Origin of the sequence: Bradyrhizobium sp. i1.15.2 (assembly GCF_040548425.1) — a bacterium.
GTDB classification, from domain to species: domain Bacteria; phylum Pseudomonadota; class Alphaproteobacteria; order Rhizobiales; family Xanthobacteraceae; genus Bradyrhizobium; species Bradyrhizobium canariense.
Map to the genome: position 1 here is coordinate 266,212 of NZ_JBEPRQ010000001.1, position 21,775 is coordinate 287,986.

The window sequence follows — 21,775 nt, forward strand, 5'->3', positions numbered from 1 at the left end:
GATGATTGCCCATACCTGAACTATCGCCGCGCTGATGGTTCAAACGTGGGCCCCCACGGAAGAATTTCATCTAGTCGCCACTCCCGCTCCCCCGGGTAGAAACTGCATTCTTTATTTGGCGGTCTAGTTCAAATAGCATTTGATCCATCTTATTTTCTAAGACTTCGACTCGAGCGGGAATCGACAATGCGGCCGTTCCTGAAGCAGTGGCGCCGACTGACACGTGTGCCCCGAGACCAACACCAATTTTCTTGTTAGCCACTTTCTCCAGAAGGCTATCTATCGCCGTCCCAACGCCAACCGATGTTTCACTAACTTGTGCAGTAACTCCCCCACTTATTCCCAGTGCAATGTTTGCTTCAGCCTGCGCGCCAAACGAAGCACCGGTTTCGATCGGCTTACCGCGAACGGCCTGAAGTGACACGCCAGCGCCTAAGTATGTGCCAACGCCTCCGCCCGCCGTTCCTTGAACCTGTGCGAAAACGGTACCTCGGGATGTTACCCCCGCTGACAGCCCCAGGCCAAGGTAAGGCCCAAATCCCATTATCGGATAGAACAACCCCAATGCGGCTGCGCCTGATACCTGGATGCTATATTGCCATTCGGAGCTAGTCGCGCTCGCCGGAGCGCGCCCATCTGGATCTACATTGATGATTGGGTTATTCCATCCAAACTGATAGGGCGAAATGCTCCTTAGCGAGTAGATCTGACCGGGACCGCCGGGTTTCATATAATCAATCAAAGCGGGATCCGGCCTCAGCCAAAGCCCGACATCGCGGTTATAATAGCGCGCGCCAAATGAAGAAAACTTCGTCAGCCGTTCAAGCTCCTTGCCGTGGAACACCGACATGGGCGCGACGCCGTCGCGACTGGTCTGCGCCAGCTCGTCGACCGTGAGCTCGAGGCCATAAGGACTGTACTCGCGCCGAGCGATCAGCGTTGCGTCGGCCTGGGTCGGCTCGCCGAACACCGTGACGGCCGCTGTCATCGAGCCGACCGGGAGATCGGAATAGAGAAAGGTTGCGCGCGGCTGTTCGCTCGGATCAGCTGGCGCGGTCATGCTCGCGGTTGGCAATGTGCCGACCGAAACCTGAACGCTGCCGCGGCGGTCATACGGCCGTGCGTAATACGGCGTCATGTAGATGGTCGCCGATTCCCGCGCGCCCTCCGGAACGTTATCGGTTCGCGGCGGACGGTGGATCTTAAGCGTACGGTTGCCGCCGGCGTCGTAGACGTAATCCTCACGCATCAGCTCCGCATTGAGCGGAACGGAGGGATCCACGACGCCGCGCACGCGTGTCAGCCGTCCCTCGGCGTCCCACGTCATCGCCCGGTTCGAAAGCAGTCCAGCACGCCGGTCATTTTCGGGCTTCTCCACGGAACAGACGCTTGGATCGTTGTCGCTGTTGTTCGTACAGATGCGCGTCATGCGCCCGACATCGTCGTAGTCAAACCACGTGCGGCGTGTAGATTCGCCAATCGAAAAATCGATCCTACGGGGCGCGTGCAGCGGGCCCGTCAGCGGATCGGTGCGATAGTGATAGGCCCAGCTCCGCTGGAAAACTTGTCCCGGGTCCCCAGCGATACGTAGGCTGCGGGTCTTGAAGCGGTGGCCAGGGTCGTAGGTGTAAGCGCCTGCGCTCGTGAGCTTTTTCTCATCCTTACTCACCGTAGCGTCGAAATCGCCCAGACGATTCACCGCGTCATACTTGAATTCGAAACCGCTGGAGTAGTGCTCCAGCATGCTCGAGTTGTTGGCGTATGCTACGATGTTGCCGCCACCGTCGTACTGATACCCGTTCCGCTGCACCGGCTGCTGAGCGCCGGTTAGCGTCGACATCTGATTGAGCCGAAGGTCCTCCGTATCGTACCGATAACCCGAGGCGATTCCGCTGGCGGTCCAACGCACCGTCGGACGGCCGAGGGCGTCCTGTGCGGCATTGACCAGCGGCTTGCCGTTGAACAGAAGCTGCGCGACCGCGCCATCCGGCGCGTATTTGCGCCCGATAGTGAAGCGCGAAAGGCATGTATTTACGCCGGCTGTCACACACGCCTTCGCGGGATTCATCGGAGCGCCCTCGGAAAACCTTTCCTGCACCGGATCGCCAAACGCCGTATAGGCGTTCTCGGCCTCATAGAAGGCGATCTCCGGCAGATAAGTCTCGCTTCCGCTATCGCCCCGTTCAATCTCAGTGATGGGCGCAACGATAGAGCGCACCTCGCGACGCGCCAGCCCGAGCTCGTTGAATGAGTAGCTGCGCGCGCCTGATCGGTCCGTGACCACGGCCGCCTGCCCGATGCAGTTGTCGCATTTGCGGCCGGCCACGTCGACAAAGCGCTGATTGGCCTGATCGTTGCGAACGAAGCGCAGCGTCTCGAGCACCTGACCAAAGTTGATCGCGTAGGGAGAGCGATCGTAGTAGAATCGCACCGTGTCGCCCTCATCCGGCGCGCCTCCCTGCTCTTCCAGCGAGTGGTAGGACATGCGGACCAGCCGGCCAGCGGAGTATTCGTATGTCTTTTCATTGCGAACTTTCGACGCACTGTCGCAAGGCTTGCCGAGGTCGGCATAGCTGTGACTGGTCTCGCGGATAAGCGAATTGAGCCCGTCATACCCATAAGCGGTGCAGCCCGAGTTCGGCTCCCGCAGCTCCAGCGTACGGCCCAGGAGATCATATCGCGCCGTAATCCCCTTGCGCTCGCTGCCGTCGAGCGGATAGTTGACACCACTGAGCTGCTGCAGCGGATCGTACTCGTACGAGACACGTGCGGGCTGTCCTCCAAGTTTTTGGTCGTCTGCAATCTTTTCCCAGTTCCGAGGGGCATTGTCCTTGAACACATCCGAAATTTGCTGGCAGAAGCCGCGCGTCTTGTTGTGCTTGCGCTTGTACACTCCCGTAGCCGGCGGGACGTCGGGAGGAAGCCCCGAAGTCGACAGATAGAAATGGCTTTGATCCTCGAACACGGTGCGTTTGAGCCCGCGTGCGTCGGACCAGACGGCGCTCGCCGTGCAACGCGGAGAGAGCGTGAGTGCTTCGAAGCGAGCGAGCCGCTGACCATTCTCAGGAACGATGCGATAGTTGTATTGGGCCGTTCCTTTTACCGGATCCGCTGGCTGCGGGTTGCTGTCGGCGAGCCGCGACTTGACGCGCAACGGCCGGCCGGCGCCATCATATTCCGTTGTAACCAAGGGTCGGATGGGCTTCGCCGATGGTGGAGTCAAATTGATGAAGCGCCGCGCGGTGCTTTCTCGTACTTTACCCTCCGGAAATTGCGGATCAGCAGGGGGAATTACGTAGGACTCGAACGATTGCAGGTCTCGCCCGAGCGCGTCGATCCTAGTGGAGGGTGTCACTATGGCAGTCGCAATTCCGTTGCAGCGCGCCGCGAGTTCAGCCGAGGGCGCTTTGTTCCTGCCCGCCTCGATAAGGTCGTCGGCGATTCCAAGGCACACATCCGCTTCACGGAGGGATTGGATCGGCCGTCCCCGTCCGTCCGCAAAATTCGCAGTTTCGCGTATGGTCTGATCTTTTCCGAGAAGGCCCGAGTAGTTGTCCGACGGGTCGATGCGCCGTAGATTGCTCCGCAACAATCCAGCCGAAATGCGCTCGTAGTCGGCCACCGCTAGAATGTGCCAGTTTTTCACCTCCGGCAACGTTTCGGGGGTGTACGGGGTCTTGTCCGGCTTGGGCGGACGCGACTCATCCTTTGCAACCGCAAGCTTGAGCCTTGATTGGAAAGTTGCATTCTCGCGCGGTGCGTTGCCCCAGGACCGCGCCAACAAGCTCAACCGACCCCACCGATCGAGATCATGAAGGATTCTATTGGCGTTAATATCGATCGTCTCGACCACCGCGCCGAAATGCGTGTCAACGCGACTCGTGGATGCGTGTGTGATTGGCTTGCGCAGCACAGCCTGCGAAAGATCGCGCTGACCAAAGGTGCACCGCGGCTTCTTCTCGGGGTCGAGGCCCCGCGAGTCGGTGCCGGCGCCGGGAACCTCGTTCACGCACCGGGTGAGCATTGTGGACGTCGCGGTCCGCCGGAAGGGATCTTTAGCGTAATCGAATCGACGCTCAATCCATTCCTTGTTGTATGACAGCGGCGAGATCGTATGAGTGATATTGCCAAAGGGGTCATACTCCGCGATCTGATGGTGCATCACAGCATCGAAGCTCGATGTGCCCTTCGGCAATCCATCCGTATTCTCATAGGCGGCGCGCAGCGCCGTCTGCATGGTGGAATAGCCATCGGCCAGCGCCGTGCGCATATTCTCCTTGAAGGCGCTGCACATTCCGGGAACGAAGTGGAATCCACTGCCGCCTGGGTAGAGGCAGATATCGGTGAGATTGACCGCTTTCTTGTCCTTGTCTTCGCCGTTGTCGCCTGAATAGATCGCCTCGCGGACGCGCAAAGGTACATTGGGAGCTAGCGGATCTTCCCACGGCCCGCGGAAAATCTGGATCTCCTTGGCGAGACCGAGCAATGGATAGCCGACTGCCGCCCCAGAGCCATCGATGTTCAATGCCTGTCTCGGCGCGTACTCGATCGCTGCATTAACCGAGGATTCGGGTGAGGGGTTCCACTGCGAATCCGTCTCACCGATGCTGTCGAACCCGCGTACTTGCCCCCATTGATCATGGTCGAAGGCGACAGCGGAGATCAGGCGCGACGGCTGCTGGTCGGGGTGCGTTGAGAGCGCACTAAGGGGGACATTGCCGCCGAACGTTTCGAGCGACATGAAGCGCTGCCGAACAGAGCCGCTCTTCTGGGCCCAGAAGGTGCGCTGCTCGCGGACAAAACCCTCCTCGCATGCATTCCGGTGCAATTGCGCGGCGCAACCTTTCACGTCGGCAAGGCATATACTGTTGTTACCGAAAACCCTCGGCTTGCGATCGAACTGCGTGCCGTCCGCGATTGCCGGCAGCTTGGAACCGTCTATCTTGAACGAGGTTGCGTCCCACGAGTCACCGAGCCGATCAAATTGTAACGCCGAGCACTGACCGGCAAACTGGACAGGGAGGGTCTGCAGGTCATCAATCGAGTAGCTGAACTCCGTCCTGGAAAGGGCCCATAGCGGCGGCGGCTCAGTTACGGCCACGTTGATGCCGAGCTTGGCGAGCACGGTACCCGAGCCGGCTATCGTGAGGTCGGCAGCCGTGCCAGCGTTCAGCGTAAACCTACCACCGGTTGCAATCGACGCGTTGGCCGGATTCGTATTGTCCGACAGCGTGTCGATCGCCGCGGCCAAATCGCTCAGCGCGGTGTCGACGCCCATTGTGTAGGCGATGCCTGTACCAACGAGGCCGTTGGCGCCGGCTTCGAACGTGATGGTCCTACCGTTGACGGTCAAGGCGTCGACAGGCGCGATCGCGGACTGAAGACCCGACAGCAGCGTCGTAGCGGTTGCACTCGGGTTACCGACGGCGGAGGTGGTGAGCTGGATGCCCTGGATGAGCGTGAGCGCAAACGATTCAGCGCCAGCAACGGTCCTCGACAGCTCCATTCCTTGAGTGAGGAAATCTCGATTGGCAAAGGTCTCCGAACTGACTTGCAACTGCCGGTATCCGGCCGAGTTGAGCGTGGCCCAGTTGAGCTGCACGGGATTTTTCAGGGCAGCCAAGCAAGGGTCTTTCTCGATGTCGTCCGGTTTGCTGGGGGTATCCGGTTTGCCCGGGCTGCCAAGACTGCAGCCATAGGTGGTGCTGGTGCGCTCCGCGAAGCCGTAGAACTGGCGTTCGGCACGATCATAGTAACCTTGGGAATAGTCGTATGTCGTCAGGAGTACATTTTGGCCGTGGAGCGTGAGGCCGGGCCGAGTTTGCCACTGCGGCGCGTAACCGTCGAAGCGCGCTGCGCCTGTTACGGCCCAAACTGCGCGCCCATGCTCGGGACCCGAATTGCCGAACAGCCCGTGCTGGAAAACCCATTGCGAGCCGGAGGGGTTCGTCAGGCCAGTCAGCAAATGATACTTGGCCTCAGGATTGTAGTGAACCTCAGCCTTGAGATCCGTGGGATCGAGCATGCCGCCCAAGAGAAAGCTGCCACTGACCGCCACCACGTCCGGCACACCGTCGCCGTTCAGGTCGCGGATCTGCAGCAGCTCGCGCGTCTGGTTGCGAGCCCATTTCACGCCCGGCGTGAACACGATCTTGAGGTCGTAAGGAAGTGGGATGCCATAAGTAAAGAGGAAGCCGGCATCGAGCAGGGTCGTTTCGGACAGGGCCGTTCCCGATTCCTGCTTCGCTTGTTGACTATGCTGCCAGTCTTTGAGCTTATGAATTTTACCGGGACCGAACCCGTTGCCGAGATTCGGAAACACCTTCAAGGTCCCATCGTCCAGCGGCAGCACGATGTCGGGTCTGCCGTCACCTGTAAAATCAATCAGAGCAGCTTGAGACCCGGCGTCGCGGTGTGCGAGCCCGAGCCCGGTCGCGTAGCTGCCTGCGCCCCACGAGAAGCCAAGCCTGACACCGAATCCCTGGGAATGACTAGTGTTGAAGGGGACGCCCGCCACCATGCTCGTGCTGACATTGTTGCTAGCGCGCAGACTATTGCCCGCATTGAGCTGCAACGTAAGTACATCGGAGTCGGTGTTCTTGGTGAGCTTGTCGGCGAGGCCGTCGCCGTTAAAATCACGCAGCTCAATAAACCGCTCGTCTTGTCCGCGCTCCAAACTGAAGTTGAATCCAGGATCGACGTTCGGATCCGACGAACCGGTGTTCTTGTTCGGCTTGGTCCCATTGCTACGAAAAAGGGCCGCCGTCGATGCGGTGAGCCCGATGCCGGCCCCCTGGCTATTCGAAGTCGAAGACTGATCTGCGCTTCCCGCCGTCAGTTCGGAACTAAGATCTGGGAAATTGTCAGTTGCCCGAAAGTAGGTCCACCAATCCCGTCGAGAAAGCCCTACCGGTGACGTAAGCGTGACCACGCCGTTCGCAATCGTATCCGGGTAGCCATCTCCGTTTACGTCACGGAACTGGCTGATCGTATCGACGATGGTGTGAATGTAATCGGTGTTAAGGTATGCCACACCCGCGTTTACGGACACTGAGCTGGAACTGCTGCTTTGCACCGGCGCGAACACCTCGACAGCGCGGTCAATGGCCGGTGGAATGGGTCGATTTGGCAGCTTTACGGTGCCATCGGCGGGCTTAGATCCGAACCCTGCACATAGTTTCGCATCCTCTGGTCGTTTCTTATCATCTTCGATCGATGGGCCCTGCGGATCGATGCAGGCGATTTTCTTGTAGGAATCAAACTGGAACAGAAACTGAGCGATCGGCGGGCGTTCGAAGCCCGCAAGCGCAGAGACTGAGTAAACGGGCGGACCGGATCCACCGAGCGGCGAAACGGCACTTTCCATGAACACGGTGTCGTCTGCGCCCTTCCAGCAACCGGCAATCAGGCGCGGCGCCTCCGCAGAGCAGACGGATGTCTCCGGCCGTGCCGGTACATCAGCAAGTGCCTTATCGAAGGCGGCCTTGGTGGCTGGTCCGACGAATTGATGAAGCAGCGGGAAATAGTCGATACCTTTTAGGCTGACATTATCCTCTGGCCGCGAGGCAAAATGATCGTCACAGGCTGCATGGTCGGGCGGAGTCGTATGAGGAGGCTTTATCGTCACGCCGCACGCTTTACTGGCGTTGTCAACCGGATCGCCGGGGGCAGGCGTTGGCGGGAAGATCCGCTTGCCATAACGGAGCGATCGGTCGGTCGGCGCGTTAGCGGTGGTGGTGGCGGGCGCAACGAAAGCGATCGGCTGCTGCAGCGTGCCATCGGATTTGGCTTTGCCGGCAAACAGCGACCAGTCCCCGCCGGTCTTCGTGACATTCGGACCGCGAGTGTAGAAAACAAAAGTGCCCTTCGCTTGACTGACGATCGGAAAAACCGCCTCCTCGCGATCAAGCACGAATTGATCTGCCGCAACTTCTATCTCAGGGTGCAGCCGAAGAACCTCCCGACGGCGCAGGATCGAGAATCGATCCCCGGCCTTCTGCGCGTCGCTGTAAGTGCGGTATTGGGCTCCAAGCAGAACCTCGGTCCAACCCAGGCGCGTCCAAGGCCTGCAGCTTGACGGCAGCGCAGGTCCAAACCTCGGGGGGTTGGGGACTTGCGGACATTTGAGGTCCTTAACTGAACTATCCTTTGGGGTCTCGGACCGCGACAGGATTTGCGATGGCGAACGCGGAATCAGATAACGATCGTTGTGGATCCCGACGGGCGGAGGCGAAGCGCCGTCGAATACGGAGAACTTGCCTGTGATCGGATCATTCGGATTTCGGTCGACCGACTGGTCCACGCCCTCAAGGCGGATATGCAGCTCCAGAACGTCGAGCGGATTAGCCCGGAATTCGAGAACGCGATTACGTCCGTGAAATTGATTGTCCTCCCCGATAGTAAATGATTTTTCGTAGAACTCCGGCCCGTCGTATTTTTGGAGCTCCCCGAGCTTGCAGTCCTGTTTGGTTTCCATCTGACCAAGATTTTGGTAGTTGGAAAACCTCCCGTCACAAACAGTTGGTCCGCCGACCCGCATGGTATTGTTGGTAAAGGCCGTCGCACGCCCCGAACGCTTGTTCACCGTGATGCGCTGCAGCACGTCCCCATGGGGGCTACCCGGGCCGCCTTTACGCTTGGGATAGAAGTGCAGATCGATCGGCTCCTGCGGCAGCAGCTCGCGTGTCCCGTATTGTCCGAGACACGTGTTCGTGTTCGGCAATGTTGGAGTGCAATGATCATTCCCGGCGTCTTCTCCGCTCAACTGACGGAATGCGATAGGTCGTCCATTGACGGTTGCGGTTAGATGCACGTTAAAAGCAGGTTTCGGGTGAGTCCCGAACCGAGCCAGGACCTCGCGCATATTCGCGGCTTCGGCAGCGACTACCTCTTCGAACTCCTGCATGGCGAAATTGAGCGACAGGCGATAGGCGCAATCGGCGCTGTCCGGCCCGACGATCGGGCTCGTCAATGGCTTGCCATTGGCCAAAGTCTGGCAATCCAACGGGTTTACCTTCATAGGGAGCCGATATCCGCGCCGCGTCAAGCGCGGCGCGTCGGTGAGCAACTCCTCGCCGCGCGCAAGGTTCGCGAGTACCCGCTCGAGCAGCGTCTCGGCGCTGGTGATCTGTTCCGCATAGGGCAGATCGCGCAGGAAAAATGGCAAGCGCAGTGCGTTTGTCTCGGAAGCCGCAGGTCTTACCTCGGCTCCGCTCAACTTTGACATGGTAAAGCTCTTGCCCTTGAAAGCCGTTTCCGCCGCGGTGCAGCGCGCGTTATACGCGTCGATCTTGCTCTGCCAATAACGCAAGTACTCGTCAGCAAACGGGGAGCCATAGGGGGAGTAGAGCGCCCGCATAAACTCTAGGATCTCGGCACGGAAACCGCAGAGCGCGAGCGTCTGCCGAATACGCCCGAGTGCAACGTTGTCGGGCTCCGCCTTCAGAATATCGGCAAAATCGATTTGAGCTGGTTCGGAATCTCCATCGTCGAGGGCCGTATCGGGATTGGCGAACGTACCCTGCTCGACACGCACATATTCAAGATCCGGCTCGCCCATCGCAACCGGCAGGTAGACAACCATCGTCTTGTCGTACGGGGTCGTCGGGGTGAAGACGATGCCTGGCACGGCATTCGGATCAGGCTTCTCGGTGAAGATCGATCCAATATGCGGTGGGGCCCGCCATGTCAGCTCGCTCAGACGGGCGCTGATGTTACGCACCGGCAGCGTGGCCCCCGAGAGTTTGTGCAGAACTGTGACGCGGGTCGCGAGCACATACGGCACGTTCTGGCCGGCAAAAAATGCATTGCAGTCGGCCTGCGACCGCGTCGGGTCGCACACCGGTGCGATATCTACAGTACAGGATCCAGTCGTGGTCCCGCAGAGCGCCGAAACGTCTTGTCGGAACAATCGCCGGAGCCGAGAGGCCGGCAGAGTGGCGGTGGAATCCGGTGGCGTAAAGCCAGCTGGCGGAGGATCCGGCTCCGGCCTCGGTTCCGCGTGCACATCGAAATAGACCTGATAGTCCTTGGTCAATTCGCTCGGTATCTCGAACCGGCCACCGAACAGGCGAGCTGTCCCGGCAGGAAGCTGCACCGTGGCGGCGGGCGTGGACGCAATCGTGCCAGCACGCAAATCGAACTCATAACGTGTCTGCTTGGAGAGGAGGCACTCGGTCGTTCCGCCTGCTACAATTTGATCCTTCCATCGGCACTGCAGCGACTCCGTCAGCTTCTGCGGATCGCCCGCCTTGAACAGGTTGAAAGCTGTGTCGTCTTTGACTTCAGTATAGGCAATCTTCGCTGATGGCCTCAACCATGCCGAAAGATGTGGATGGACACTGTAGCCGAGGTAGATCACGTCACCCGCTTTAACGTCGATCTGCTGCGCCGGCGCGTTGTTCGGCCGGCAGGCAACCGCAAAGCTCAGCGAAGATAAATCGAAGGACACGCCGCCAAGGGGCGCTTGTGCGCACGACGCGACCGAGCGCGCTTCTCGATCGTACATCCAGATCTGAAGGAGCGCTGAGGGAGTTTTGATGAATTCGATTTTGGCCGGGCGGTACTGGTAGTGCGGTCCCAGTGGATCCGAATAGAGGCCGTGGCAATGCTCATCGCCTTCCCAGATCTCGCAACGAGCTTTTTTATCTATATAGGCTTGATAGGGCAGTACGTCCTTGTAAAGTTTCTCGAACTCCTCAGGCGTGAACTTCGTACCAAGGGCACCAGCGTTGCTGGGATCCGGCTTCGACACGCCACGCCGAAGCGCGCCCTCAATAGTGATTCTGCCCGTGAGTGGCGCCTCCCAGGCTATCATCGTTTGGCTAAATTCGAGCGCCTGCAGACGGCGGCTCGTTGCATCTAGCCGAGCCTCTATCGTCTGGATCACATCGCGCATATCCGAGGGAGAGCGGTTCAGCAAGATCTTGTCGGCGATCTTGCCGGGAATGGGCGGCGTCAGTGCGCTTTGACGCGAAAACCTGACAATATACTTGCCCGACTCTCGAGTTTCTCCTTGATTGTAGAAGACCTGACCATAGGACACCAAATCGACGAGTCCATCTCCGTCGCGATCAACAAAATAAACATATGAGTCGTTGGTCGAGCTGTTGAGAGCCACGCCGCCGAACATGGTGGCCGGACCGTAGCCTTCCACACCAATGCTGCTCGTCACGTTACTCGAGACGGGTAGATCCGAAATGCCGTCAATGAATCCGCAGCGACTTTGATCTTCCCGATCTTTCTCTGGATATGTGACCTTGTAGACACCTGTGGCCGGATCCTGTTCTCGCTTTCCGGGGCAGTAGTACAACTTGCCATCGTCGCCGCGATAAACGATATCATCGATGCCATCGCCCGTTATGTCGATAAGGGTCGAGTTTACTTCGGATTTTGCGAAGTGTACGGCGCCCTTTACGCCGCCCGAGAGCTCCTTCGATGACACGTTGCCCACTCCGAAGCCTACGTATAACGATGCTCCGGTTTCCTCCGTGCGCCCTGTACCAAGCAGTGAACGTTCCCCCAGGAGTCCAAATCCCAAACTTGAGATCAGTTCGCGCGGAAACGCCAAATTACCGTTCACTTTTTTCCAATCGCCAAGCTGCGTGACGGTCTGTGGGTCAGGCCAAAACGCGCGACAAGCATCGGTCGGCTCACCACCCTGCGTCGTTTTGGTTTGAAACTTCTCTCCCTCGTAAGAGAAGGTGAATCTTTGCGTGGCAAGCGGGATTTCCCCTTCATCGCCAATTTTCACTGGACCGCGCGCGCCATCGTATAGCGGATTGGGCTCAACCTCGTACGCCTTCAACACGCGATCGAAGTTCATGCATGCATCGTTCTCACCTCCCGGAATGAACCGATGCTGCGCAAAGAAGGCCCACCCCGTTTCAGGCTTAATGTCGCTATTCCCATCCTTAATCGAAGCGGCAGAGAGCCAGATATTGTTCGGGTCCGGTCGATAAAACACATCGATTCGAGTCAGCCAATATTCATACGCGCGGAAGAAGCCAAGTCGGCCATCGCTGTTTATCCGCTCCGGCGCACGCGGCTTCCAGTCGAACTTAATGCGCGTCACACCGGCGTCAGAAATCGGCACATTGCTGAAAGCGACATTATACGTAATCTCATCGAGGCGTAGTGCAGCCGCACATTCGCCACCCGTGAATTGCTGGCACGCACGTCCTTTTGGGTCTGCCTGAACGTAAGAGTATTTAGCGCCATTGCGCGCCGGCTGACGATCATATTCCTGCGTTAGGGCCCATTGGCCGATTGCGGTCCGGCGCACCCCGTCGCTGAATGGAACGCTGCCGAGCAGAACGCCGTTGCCCTTGTCAAACTCTGGACGAGCGTCGGCTACGACTTTGCCGCCGTATAGCTTTGTGACGTGGGAGTTCGGGTCCCATACTTCCCAGAAATAGCTGCCAGGACCTTTGCCGTAACGACGAACAATCAATCCGCCGGAATTGTTGCGCAAGCGAAAGAACCGCAGGTCTCCGACCCGTGGCAAAATCGGGCCGCCTTTGTAGAGCGGCGGGATGTCCTTGCCGTTCGCGTCCAGCGCAATCAGATCCATGCCGTCGAGTAAGTAATCCTCGGTCTCGTAAGCTGGATGATAGACCGGTGCGGGACCGCGGACTTCGATGGTGCTAACCACCAAATCCCAGCCGCGGCCCAACACTCCAGGCGCCCCTTGCGAACTGTACCTGATCGAAAAGCTTGGTCCAGGTCCGCGAGAAGGACGCAGCAACATCGGCAGATTAAACGCATGAGTACCTTTGTTGTCCGGCTCAACACGATCCACCGATAGATAGCCGCTAGCTGGATTTACCTCCTCAATAGGCTTCGCCAGTGAGGAGGGACCGCTCCTCGCTGGCTCGTTTTGCGTGGATTCCGGCAATACGATCACGCCGCTAATTACACGCTGGTGCTGCTCCGAAAGCGTCGCGTAGACTCTTTGGGGGTCCTGCGTTGGGGGCGCAAAAGACTTCGCCTCCGTCCAATTGCCATGAACGGGATTGAACACAAAAATCGCGGGCGCCTTCGTTTGCGCATCCGTCGGGATAGGTCCTGAATAGTGCACACTGATCGCGATACCCTGGACGACTGAATTAGCTGAGGCAGCCAGCACGCCTCCTCCCGCTTGAGCTACCCGGAGCGGAACGGTGCTAACCTGATAAGAACTGCAATCATGCTCGGCGAGACGCGTCAGATTCAGTAGTCTTGCATTGCCCCCGTACGCCGTCGCATTTACGGCGAGCGACGGCGTAGCGTTACGATCCAAACACGCTACTCGCACGAGAACCGGCGACTCATAGAGGTAATCATCAGCCAAGAACACATCGAGCCCGCCAAGAGACATGCGGCGATCGCGCGCGTCTAGGACGGCTATCTTGTCGCCAGATGACGTTGAATTACTATGACTTGCTGGTCGATCCGAGACCGCCTGCGCCCTGGCGGGAGAGGTTAATTGAAGAAGAAAGAGAATCGCCGTTCCCGTCGAGATCGCTTTCCTGAACATCTTGTTCCCCCAAGACGTTAGCTTCGGCTACGAACGACGTTCGTGGGGCATACGCGGAGCTCGTTGAGCGCAATCAGCCCTACTCGCAACAAAAAGAATAATGAGCGTGCCCTGAAATGCCAGCAGCGGTCTCAATACACATAGTATGATAGGCCATATAATTACTGGTTGTCTACGGATACCTTACAATTTGAACTCGCAGGCCTTGAAAACGTTTGCTAGTGCGATGCAACACGCTGCTCCTGCTAATAGGGCGATCAACACTCAGGCCGCACCTCAATCCCATACAATTTGGGCCGACAAGTTCGAATGGGCCACGTCCGCGCAAGCGCGTGCGAAGCTGCTCTGAACCGACCGTAGCCAGCAGCCAGTTCAGTGTTCAAATCGGAAAGGAACGCGGGCATCCTGGAAGGGAAGCCGAAGGTGTCTCGCGTTTATGTAGCCAGCGTTGGTCCTGTTGGTCGGGCGCGTTCGACAAGTTCACGCAGCTGTTCATAAGCAATGTTGGGATTGGCTAGATCCATTAGCATGGCCCCACTTCCGAACGTGCTCGTACCGCCAACGATCGCGGAGGTGCTCCACCACGGCCCTTGGCCGGTAGCCGGAGTGGCGAGGTAAATAGATCCAAGTCCGACAAGTCGCTGGAGGATTCCGCGCCTAAGGTTGATTTCTCGAACCGATGCTAGAAGGATCTCCTTGCGATGCTGCGTCAGAAATCCCTCTTCAATCTCGATCCGGTCCGAATAGACGCGATAAATCGTATTACCGTAGTTCAACCATCTCGCCGCAAGCGTCACTGCCGGGAATAACACGAGGACGGCGATCCCGACTAACACGAAGGGGCTTCCGACGCGAACTGTCGCGCCTGCCGGAAGTATTACGCTCAATAGGCCGCCGAAGAAACCTCCGGCCCAAAGTGCAAAGAAAAGCTGTAGCGGAAGCTGCGCCAAGAACGACGTCCAAAGCACAAAGATGGGGCGAAATTCCGCTAGCATCGTCAGAACACTCGCATCGTGAGATTTGCTTCATAGTGGTGCTTAGAGCAAATGTCGCTGAACGTTCTAGCACGCCGATAGGTATTGGAGGATACAGAATTGGCGATCCCTGCCTGGGTAAATGGATCTCGGGTGCGTGGGCTCTACTCATACCGATCCTCCTAACGCACAGCGGCAAGCAGCCACCGCGAATCCCTGGCGCGCCGCCTGTCCGTGGAAACCGTATCGCGCCTCATCGAGGAACGGATCAGTCAGACGCCGCATCTGACGTTTCACGCCCTCACAGACGAACTCGCCGCACGCGGGATCAAGACCTCCCACAAAGCGGTTGGGCTGCTTTTTGCGACGCGACGGGCTGCCTTAAAAAAAGCTGCTCGCCCTGAGCGAGCTCGCTCAGACATCGCGCGTAGAACGTCAGCGCTGGCGTTCGTGGCAGCACCTACCACCCATGGCAACCAATCGGCTTGGGGCAGGTCTGCCGTCGGGTCGGGTCGCCGAACTGAACCGGCTCGGAAGTGCGAGACTAAACCGCCTCCTCCGGCAGATCGTCCTCCCAAAGCTCGGACCGCAGGCTGAAGCTGACGAGGCTGGCGCTGCGGCAGCGAAATTTCGATCCCCTGAGCATGACGAACCTGAAGCGTTCGCCGATCAGCATCTGCAGGATCGGCGCCGACGCATCCAGAGGGATGCCGATGCTCGCGTCCAGCCTGTCCGGAAGTCTCGAACGCACCGATCGCGATCGGCTTGAGATCCCTTCGCCGTTCCTCCATGAGGTTCAGCGACGGAAGCAGCGACATCTCCATCGGTCGGACTTCAACCCCGCCGGCCGCAGTAGCCGGCCGCTGATCACGACGTGCCGGTGTTCGTGGTACGGATCGAGAGCATCCCGCAGGCTGTTCAGCGCCACCCAATAGCTGAAATCCCAGCTTTCGATTCCGACGACATAGTCGACGATCTCCTCCATCGGCTTGCGCCGGCGCTTCGCCTTGCCGATCGATTTCGACCCGGTGCCCATCGCGCTTTCCGCCACCATCGAGAAGCGACGCGTCGAAGGTTAGCCGAGTAAGCTTAAGGCGCGCGTCGTTCGAGACCACTTCCGTCTCAAGTGATTTCTTCTGTGATTTTGTCATACACATGAAGGACATAGCCGTCTAAAAGTGCTTCTCAATATTTTTCTAAGGTTTCCCGCAAAGGGGGCGGCTTTCCATCCTGCGCCGATAAGACAATCGTCAATATCGAGTGCGTCGTTGACGGGAACATATGCTGGCCGACGGAGCCCTTCTTGATATCGGTGAGAGAGACTTAACGAAATCTTCCGCATCGAGACCGTTTTCCGCGATGAATGCGCGGAAGCCCTCGTCGAATCCTCTGCGCGGGGGTGAACATCGACGCTCGCCCAGTCACCTGATCCACTCCACATCAGAATAGAACATTTCCCCATACACCACCGAAGTTTGATCTTGAACTGCCTGCACTCCCAACCGAGCCGAGTGAACAAACGGCCGAATCAGATCGTCGATCCTTTCCTCGATATGCACCTCCGATACAGATACCTCACGGATGAGTTCCGGCGTAACTCCTTGCCGCACGCGAACCTTGCGGTACGGAAATTCGGGTCCGACCAGTGGCAAGTCGAACAGACCTACGCGGCCCTCATACTTCCTACCATCATGTTCGAATCCCTCGAGCGTGCTGGCGCGGGCACGCTCCGTCGCGCGCGCCAGCCGGTCACCCCGCGCCGATCGAAGTCTCGCGCGTTCGCTCGGCAGAAGTAGCTCGCTGTCGGCATTGATGTCAGGCGGCAAGCTCATCTCGATGGCGATCTCGTTAAGACCAATGGCCCCCATCGCTCTCGCCACGGTCAATCGGCTCGCCTTCACGACCATCTCGTCTGCCTGTTGTCCGCTCAGACGGATCAGGGGGTCGTTCTCGTCCGGATCGACGACGAGCATATGCGATCTCGGCTGGCCTTTCTCGTTCGTCAAATACACCGATGAAGCTAATTGCTCGCCTTTTACGCTACCGACCAGTTGGATGGCGTGCTTTTGTGCGATCGCCGTCTTTAAGACGCTCTTCTGATATTCGCGACTCGACTGCGTTCCTTTGCATTCGAGTATGTGCCACTTGCCTGTGGCGTCCTGCATAACGAAGTCGGGAGCTTTGCTCATGCCGACCTTCGCTTTGGATTTGTGCCGCTTGCGCTGGAGATCCTTGAACTGGTTCGCGAACTTGCGGCCGTCGACGATCTGCGTGAATGGACCGAGACGCTTTCGCACCCAATGAGTTGCAAGCGCTACGCCGAAATCGTCGCTCAGGATTCCCTTCTGATGGGGGTCGAGATCTGAGAAATCCATCGTGATTCGCAGATCCGAATGCTTCGACGGCACGAGGTAGTATCGAAGCCAAGCCCAGAACAACGCTGGAGACGCGGGCGACAGAATGCTCGGCATCGTAATCGTGCCAAGCTCGTGGAGCGCCTCTCCCAAGTCGATATCGATCCTGCCCGAACCCGACTTCAGCTTTTGGTTGACGATGTTTTTCGGCCAAGTACTATCGTCGACCGCAATGTCGAATTTCTTGACGAGAAAAGACGTACTCATTCCGTTACATCCCTCGCTTGGGCGGCCACGCGTCGGACTGCAGTCTTTATCCAGCGAGCAGAGCTTAAACCTGGCGAACCCAAGCTTACCCGTCGCACGTATACACGCACGAGTTGAGCCAGTCGAGCGACTGTTCTGGCAACCCCGGTCCCTGATTAGCGGATGGAATGGTCCGGCCTAACATCGACCGGCAACGGGAGGCCGAAATGGACTTCGACGGTCTGGTGCTTTCGGCACTGGCGCCGTCGCCCAACCGGGTCGAAGAGTGCGGTGGAGAGTTCGAACACCATCTGACCGAAGCGGCTGTGATAGTCGCCTACGCCATGCACCCGCTTCGGATGACGAAGGCCGGCGAGGCTCTCGTCCATCCCGACGGCGAGCACGGCAAACGCTTCGGTTTCGCCGGCTGGCTCGCCATGCGGCGGCGTCGAAAGGACGAGACGACGTCCAACGCCAGAAAAGGCCGCGCGATCAGCGCGGCCTTCTTTTAGATCGATCTCGTAAGACTATTTGGTCAGGGCACCGGCGACCAAAGCTGCCGGCACAGAGGCTTTGCCGTGCACGCTGCTCTGGAACGTGCTATCACCAATGCGCGTGCCCTCGGCAACTTCGCCGCCCGCCTCGACATTGCCGTTCTCGATGCCAGCTTTGCCATGCGAGGCATGGGCCGCAGCAACATCCTTACCAATGTGGAGTTCGACGTTGCTGCCAACTTGAACCGTCTGGCGTGAGCCAAGGCATACACAAACAGCAAGCCCAAGCTCAACACGGCAATTTTCTTCACCTTAGTCATCTTACTCTCCATGCAGTTCAGGTTTGAATTATCGATGAGTGCCGGTAGCGCCTACCAGTGGGGAAAAATCTTCTTCGCGACGGCGATCGGCGCGACGACTGGCGCGATGATCGGCGCGGCGGCCTCTTCCGGCGTCGGCACAGGCACCGGACGAGAGCGAGTGGGCATCGGCACGGAAATCGTGCCGTTGATGCCGCTTGGCCTGCGGTGTCGCCAACGCGAGCACCATCGGCCAGGCCGCCGCTGACACTCAGATTTCCGTCGTCAACGCTGACATCAGCCTGATCCGCGTGTGCGGCCTTTCCGCCGGGCACGCCACCACGATCTGGTGGCCGACACTCGCGCTCTGTGCGTGAGCCGACAGGCTCACCGCCAGCAAGCCGCCGACGGCGACCGTGGCTTGACCATCTGAAACAAGAGACTCATGACGTTTGCTCCGTGCAATGGACTTCAGTGCGGGCGACCATCGCAAGGCACAGAGACTGTTCAAGGAAACAATCTGTGGCGCCACAAAACGTGGGAGAGCCACAAATGATGGTCCAGGGAGGACTTCAAACGCTGGGAAGAAAGTGTAGATCCTTAGCCTGCAAACGGAGGAACGTGTCGTGGCTGACAAGGGTCGTCCCCCCCGAGAGGCTATCTCGTCGGTCTAAACGGTTTTTCGGAGCTGTGGACCGCGATCTGCAAAGACCTCATCGCAAAGAGGGTCGAGTACTTGAAGCAACTCCCGGAAGCAGAACGGCGACAACTCCAGCTTCCGCCCACTCCCGACTTCGCTCCGCAAGGAGCCTTCCGTGAGATCGTGACGATCGACTCCGGGACTGCCTTCGCTACGATAGCCAAGCGTGCTCGCGATTACGGCCACTTCAACCCATCAGATTTTGCAGACGCGGTACTCGAAGCCGAATTAGCACCCTTCGGATTCAAATCTGCTGATCTTTCCGACGACGGCCGTGATCGAGCGCTGAACCGGATTGGCATGTCGATCACACGCCTTATGAAGACGTTTGCATTCTTTGGCCTGTTCGAACGCGTCAAAAATTTCTATCGGCTCACTGAACTAGGAGTAAAGACCTATGAAAAGCTTTCAGAAGATCCTGACGAAGAAGAACCTGTGGCTATCGATACAGGTGGCGGTCTTCAGTTTTTGGGGCGTTACAGTGGCGTTGGCACTGCCAGCGGGGGTCATACTCAAGTAACGCTGCATCGCTACTATTAGCCGGCCGGCGCCCCGGCTCTACCCATCGCCGCGCTTCCGAACTCGTCCGCCGAAACCCGTCCACTAGCGGGCGGAGGCATGAGGAATCTACATGGTGGCGATCTCGTCCTGAATGCAGTAGTCTGTAGCGCGCGGCGCCGCCCAAGAGTGCCACACAAAAAAAGATCGCCGGACCGAAAAACACAGTAAAATCAACATCGTCCAGGGTTGCAATCTCAGTTCAATCCTGTCTGGCAGCACCATTCCCTCGCTCAAATCGCACATGAAGCAGCCTTCTCGCGGCACCAAATGCCCGAGTTTTGCTTTTTTCGTAGCCCTCCTCTGTGAAGAGGGCGCAGGGAAGACCGGGTGCCGGCTGGCACCCGCGGTCCGCTGCGCAAAGATGTAGCGCAAAGAGACCGCACAGCAGCATACAGGTGACGCCGAACACTCGGCCTTCCCTGCGCAGTGGGTTGACGGCTTATGCCGCGCTCTCCCCGGCGACGAGTTCCTTTTTGTCACCGTCGCCTTGCGAATTGACGATGGACAAAGACCCGGTAGAGCCCCGATCCATCTCCGCAAGGCTTGACCGTAGCAACGACGGCCAGGACCACACGATTTTGCCGTACGCAGCGATCCGGCTTCGCCAAGAGGCTTCGCCGGACACGTCCTGCTTCGCCCAAAAGGACTTCGCAGGGCGTTGGCGCCGTTCGTCCGCACGCTAGACAAGACCTCACGAGGTTCATCTCGCCCTGGTCCCCGCCTTCGTGCCCGACGCTGCCGCGTCCACCACCCCCCGATCCACGTTCGTTACGACGGACGATCGCCCCTCTCCCTGGACCGGGATGGCGGATTGATACTGCGATTCCGAATTTCGGTAAAGTGGAATATTTTTGTGAGAGGGGATTGACGGGATTTTGCGGAAGGTGGGTGTTTTGTCCGACGGGTCAGATTGGCATGACCGACGTTAGCCTTAGGCGGCCATGGCGGGCGTTATTGGGAATCGTCTTCATCTGATGCGAGTGCAGCGCGAACAACGTCGCCCAGGTCTATGCTGAGGCGCGCTCTCGCTTCATTTTTGTCTTCAGCTTGCACCACGTACGACACTTTCGGCAGAACGATAGTGAGAACTCTTACGACGGCTCCTAGTTCTGCTTCTTGCTCATCGCTAAACGGATCGTTGACTGAGGCCAATTTCTTCATTCTCTCGAAGATACCGGGAGTGTGGTCCTCTAAGGCAGCAACGGCTTCCTGTATCTGCTCGTCGGTATAGAACGTGCCCATGAAAACATCTCAGCTCGTAGGATGGGTAGAGCGCAGCAAAACCCATCGAGGCCTCGTTCGGTGACGAAATATGATGGGTTTCGCAGTGCTCTACCCATCCTACGCACTGTGCCCGGTAAACCGATCATCAGACCGGCGAAGCCGTCGGCATAGCTCGCGATTAATGTTTTGCAGGACGATCACATAGGCATGGATATCGGCCTTGTAGCAGGCGTAGAGCTTTTGGGCCGTCAGCTCGTACAGCACCGTCGGACTCTCCGGGATGACCGTGGCGGAACGATTCTGCATTTCGATCAGCGTCATCTCGCCGAAGAAATCGCCGGGCTCCAGAACGGAGATCGGGATCACGCGCCCCGCATTCGCCCGTTTGCTCACCGCCAGCCGGCCGGATTTGACGATGAACAGCGAGCGTCCGGGCTCGCCCTCCGTCACGACGGTTGCTCCGGTATCAAATCGGCACTCGACCAGCATCGACATCAGGAGGTCGAGACTTTGATCCGGGATACCGCCGAAGAACGGTGTGGCGAGCAGGAATGCTTTCAGGTCGGGGACACTGACGGCCATCGCGCGAGGATAATCTTCACCGCCATCCGCGGCAAGCAGGGCAGATGCGGGCGCTGACGACGCCGACGTGTTGGAATAAAGAGGTCAGCGGAAGTTTCGTGTCTCGTAGGGTGGGCAAAGCGAAGCGTGCCCACCAACCACTGTGATAGGTAGATAGATGGTGGGCACGGCGCTACGCGCCTTTTGCCCACCCTACGCTTACCACCCCTACGCACTCTCACCGCGCAGCGTCCGCTTTCGCCAGAGGTCAGCCATGAGCTTGACGGTCGCTGCGAGCACGAGCGCGCACAGCACCGCCTTCGAGATCGTCTCCATCGTCCCCTCGATCAGCAGGCAATGCGCCACACTGCCTGCGACGATGACGATCGCGAGGGGAATGTGGACGATGCGCCAGGTGCGCAGCCGCAGTCCCAGGCGGCGGCGCAACGCGGCCAGGACCGCAACGATGAAGATGGCCCACATCGCGGTCACGCCGAAGGGGGAGAACGGCGTCGGTGAGGTATAGGTCAGGGCGTCGATCATATCGGGCGGACTGGTGATCCAGAGGCCGGCGACGTGGATCACCACCGCCAGAGCGAGCGCGCCGCCGATCCAGCGATGGGCGCGCCGGCCGCGATAGGCCGACAGGCCCGGCAAATATCCGCCGATTAGCAGGGGCTGAGCGAGCACGAGACCGAGCGCGACGATGCCCGCGAAGCCGGCGAGGATGTAGAGCGGGCCGCGCCATGCGAGTTGCTCGCTTGTTGCGGCGGCGGCGATCGGCACGCCGATGGCCAAGGCAAGGGCGACCCAGATCAGGGGCGCCGATCGCCACCCTTTCATTCG

Annotated in this window: 12 protein-coding genes; 4 read left to right on the top strand and 8 right to left on the bottom strand. The window is 58.7% G+C overall.

Features of this window, described 5'->3' with window-relative positions; all coding sequences use genetic code 11:
- Nucleotides 1-70 precede the first annotated feature (70 nt).
- The 5 genes from ABIB80_RS01340 to ABIB80_RS01360 form a co-directional block, all read right to left on the bottom strand.
- Nucleotides 71-13,516, bottom strand: a complete 13,446-nt coding sequence (locus tag ABIB80_RS01340; RefSeq protein ID WP_354126910.1) for an RHS repeat-associated core domain-containing protein — start codon at nt 13,514-13,516, stop codon at nt 71-73.
- A gap of 434 nt (nt 13,517-13,950) precedes the next feature.
- A complete protein-coding gene (locus tag ABIB80_RS01345) occupies nt 13,951-14,466 on the bottom strand; it encodes a PH domain-containing protein (RefSeq protein WP_354126911.1) in 516 nt (171 codons plus the stop codon).
- Between the two features lie 568 nt (nt 14,467-15,034).
- The gene (locus tag ABIB80_RS01350) at nt 15,035-15,241 is read right to left on the bottom strand and encodes a hypothetical protein (RefSeq protein WP_354127115.1); all 207 of its coding nucleotides are present in this window, start codon (nt 15,239-15,241) and stop codon (nt 15,035-15,037) included.
- A 45-nt stretch (nt 15,242-15,286) separates the two neighbouring features.
- Nucleotides 15,287-15,526: a hypothetical protein gene (locus ABIB80_RS01355; RefSeq protein ID WP_354126912.1), complete on the bottom strand. Its 240-nt coding sequence runs from the start codon at nt 15,524-15,526 to the stop codon at nt 15,287-15,289.
- A 385-nt stretch (nt 15,527-15,911) separates the two neighbouring features.
- Nucleotides 15,912-17,111 carry a hypothetical protein gene (locus ABIB80_RS01360; protein WP_354126913.1) on the bottom strand — a complete coding sequence of 400 codons (1,200 nt, stop codon included), beginning with the start codon at nt 17,109-17,111 and terminating at the stop codon, nt 15,912-15,914.
- A 206-nt stretch (nt 17,112-17,317) separates the two neighbouring features.
- Between ABIB80_RS01360 and ABIB80_RS01365 the strand changes: the two genes are divergently transcribed.
- The 4 genes from ABIB80_RS01365 (at nt 17,318) to ABIB80_RS01380 (ending at nt 19,123) form a co-directional block, all read left to right on the top strand.
- The gene (locus tag ABIB80_RS01365) at nt 17,318-17,602 is read left to right on the top strand and encodes a hypothetical protein (RefSeq protein WP_354126914.1); all 285 of its coding nucleotides are present in this window, start codon (nt 17,318-17,320) and stop codon (nt 17,600-17,602) included.
- A 66-nt stretch (nt 17,603-17,668) separates the two neighbouring features.
- Nucleotides 17,669-17,842: a hypothetical protein gene (locus ABIB80_RS01370; RefSeq protein WP_354126915.1), complete on the top strand. Its 174-nt coding sequence runs from the start codon at nt 17,669-17,671 to the stop codon at nt 17,840-17,842.
- Nucleotides 17,843-18,101: 259 nt separating this feature from the next.
- Nucleotides 18,102-18,260: a hypothetical protein gene (locus tag ABIB80_RS01375; protein WP_354126916.1), complete on the top strand. Its 159-nt coding sequence runs from the start codon at nt 18,102-18,104 to the stop codon at nt 18,258-18,260.
- A 359-nt stretch (nt 18,261-18,619) separates the two neighbouring features.
- Nucleotides 18,620-19,123, top strand: a complete 504-nt coding sequence (locus tag ABIB80_RS01380; protein ID WP_354126917.1) for a hypothetical protein — start codon at nt 18,620-18,622, stop codon at nt 19,121-19,123.
- Between the two features lie 972 nt (nt 19,124-20,095).
- Here the strand turns inward: ABIB80_RS01380 and ABIB80_RS01385 are convergent.
- The 3 genes from ABIB80_RS01385 to ABIB80_RS01395 all read right to left on the bottom strand — a co-directional run bounded on the left by ABIB80_RS01385 (nt 20,096) and on the right by ABIB80_RS01395 (nt 21,772).
- Nucleotides 20,096-20,386 carry a hypothetical protein gene (locus ABIB80_RS01385; protein WP_007597584.1) on the bottom strand — a complete coding sequence of 97 codons (291 nt, stop codon included), beginning with the start codon at nt 20,384-20,386 and terminating at the stop codon, nt 20,096-20,098.
- Nucleotides 20,387-20,485: 99 nt separating this feature from the next.
- Nucleotides 20,486-20,950 carry a Crp/Fnr family transcriptional regulator gene (locus tag ABIB80_RS01390; RefSeq protein ID WP_354126918.1) on the bottom strand — a complete coding sequence of 155 codons (465 nt, stop codon included), beginning with the start codon at nt 20,948-20,950 and terminating at the stop codon, nt 20,486-20,488.
- A 207-nt stretch (nt 20,951-21,157) separates the two neighbouring features.
- Nucleotides 21,158-21,772 (bottom strand): ferric reductase-like transmembrane domain-containing protein, encoded by a 615-nt coding sequence (locus ABIB80_RS01395; protein WP_354126919.1) that lies wholly within the window; start codon nt 21,770-21,772, stop codon nt 21,158-21,160.
- Nucleotides 21,773-21,775 lie beyond the last annotated feature (3 nt).

What these genes read in the sequence shown, in the direction of transcription:
- ABIB80_RS01340 (WP_354126910.1), bottom strand. Translation starts at nt 13,516, where the DNA reads ATGTTCAGGAAAGCGATCTCGACGGGAACGGCGATTCTCTTTCTTCTT.
- ABIB80_RS01355 (WP_354126912.1), bottom strand. Translation starts at nt 15,526, where the DNA reads ATGGGCACCGGGTCGAAATCGATCGGCAAGGCGAAGCGCCGGCGCAAG.
- ABIB80_RS01360 (WP_354126913.1), bottom strand. Translation starts at nt 17,111, where the DNA reads ATGAGTACGTCTTTTCTCGTCAAGAAATTCGACATTGCGGTCGACGAT.
- ABIB80_RS01365 (WP_354126914.1), top strand. Translation starts at nt 17,318, where the DNA reads ATGGACTTCGACGGTCTGGTGCTTTCGGCACTGGCGCCGTCGCCCAAC.
- ABIB80_RS01385 (WP_007597584.1), bottom strand. Translation starts at nt 20,386, where the DNA reads ATGGGCACGTTCTATACCGACGAGCAGATACAGGAAGCCGTTGCTGCC.
- ABIB80_RS01390 (WP_354126918.1), bottom strand. Translation starts at nt 20,950, where the DNA reads ATGGCCGTCAGTGTCCCCGACCTGAAAGCATTCCTGCTCGCCACACCG.
- ABIB80_RS01395 (WP_354126919.1), bottom strand. Translation starts at nt 21,772, where the DNA reads ATGAAAGGGTGGCGATCGGCGCCCCTGATCTGGGTCGCCCTTGCCTTG.